The organism is Kistimonas ophiarachnellae, from assembly GCF_057552235.1.
Genome location: NZ_BAAJPA010000040.1, coordinates 1 through 1527, shown reverse-complemented (window position 1 = coordinate 1527; position 1527 = coordinate 1). Strand labels below are relative to the sequence as shown.

Genomic DNA, 1527 nt, shown 5'->3' with positions numbered 1-1527 from the left:
CTCTGCGCTATTTTTTGTAGACATTTTACTGCTGACGTTTGACCAATGCATGCTCACACCAACAAAGCACTGGCTGATGAGTTGATTGATATCATCTCACAACAGGTCGCCAACATACCTGATGAACGACCTAACCAGCGTGCCGACAAGATCACCTTGCATGATGTCATTATGTCTGGCTTTGCCGTGATGCATCTCAAGTACCCTTCCTTGCTGAATTACGACAAAGAGCGTCAGTCTCAGGAGGTTTTGCATAACCTCAATACGCTATATCACATCAACAAACCGCCCTGTGACAGCTATTTGCGGGATGTGCTTGATCCACTGGACACTAAACATCTACGAAAATTGTTCACTCGTCTGTTCAGCTTTGTCCAGCGTTCCGGACGACTGAAGCCATTCCACTTCCTGGAAGAAGGCTATCTGGCGCCCATTGATGGCACAGGTCATTTTTCATCTGGAAGCATTCATTGCAAAGAGTGCTGCTGCAAGAACCCTAACACCAAAAAGCCTGTCTATTACCACCAGTTACTGGCAATCTGCCTTGTAAAACCCGGAAAAAAAGAAGTCCTGCCATTGATGCCTGAACCGATCATTCAGCAGGTTGACGCCAGTAAAAATGATTGCGAAAAAACGGCGTTGAAACGTCTTCTGGACAATGTGGCAAGGGAGCACCCCAAGCTCAAACTGGTCATCACTGCCGATGGTCTGTATTCCGATGGTCCGACGATCAAACTACTCGAGTCGTACGGCCACAGATTCATATTGGTCGCTAAAGACGGTGATCACGCATCTCTGCTGGAAACGGTGGATGAGATTGACGCCAGGGAGCAAGTGGATCGATTTGAATATCTAGATGAAAAAGGCTTCCGGCACTGGTTCAGATTTACGAATAACGTACCCATTAACAAAAGCCATCCTGATGTGCGGGTGAATTATCTGGAATATGTGGAAACCAGCCCCAAAGGAAAAAAGTTCACCTGCACCTGGGTGACAGACATACTGCTGACACCGCGAAGCGTATCAAAAGTCATGCGAGGAGGCCGCAGTAGATGGAAAATTGAAAACGAAACCTTCAACACACTGAAAACACAGGGTTACAACCTCGAACACAACTACGGCCATGGGCAAAAGCATTTGGCGACCAACCTGGCCTGCCTGATGTTTCTGGCCTTTCTGGTTAATCAGATAGAGCAGCTATGCTGTCCAGTATTCCAGAAAGCATGGCGTCACTCTCACTCGAAGATAAATCTTTGGCATAAGATTCGAAGTCTGTTTGACTGGTTCAGGATAGATTCCTGGCACGACTTGCTGTTAGCAATATTCCACCGATCGGGAAAAGTACCGAATATTCGTAGCCTTATTTCAGATACATCCTGAAATGGTGGAACCCTGTGCCTCGTGTGTGACATAGCAACATTAAAAAACATCTCCAGAAAGTGATGGTGGTTATTTTTAGGCTGAAGACAATCTATCCGTGATGTTTTCGCTATACGTCTTGAGGCGTTTATTTTGCGGGAGTGCCTG

The 1527-nt window shown here is 46.4% G+C and carries 1 protein-coding gene; it reads left to right on the top strand.

Going from position 1 to position 1527, the window contains the following annotated elements; genetic code table 11:
• The first annotated feature begins 45 nt into the window (after nucleotides 1-45).
• Nucleotides 46-1380 (top strand): hypothetical protein, encoded by a 1335-nt coding sequence (locus AC27K1_RS21520; protein ID WP_487152848.1) that lies wholly within the window; start codon nucleotides 46-48, stop codon nucleotides 1378-1380.
• Nucleotides 1381-1527 lie beyond the last annotated feature (147 nt).

Excerpts from the sequence above, each read along its gene's own strand:
- AC27K1_RS21520 (WP_487152848.1), top strand. The coding sequence starts at position 46 with ATGCATGCTCACACCAACAAAGCACTGGCTGATGAGTTGATTGATATC.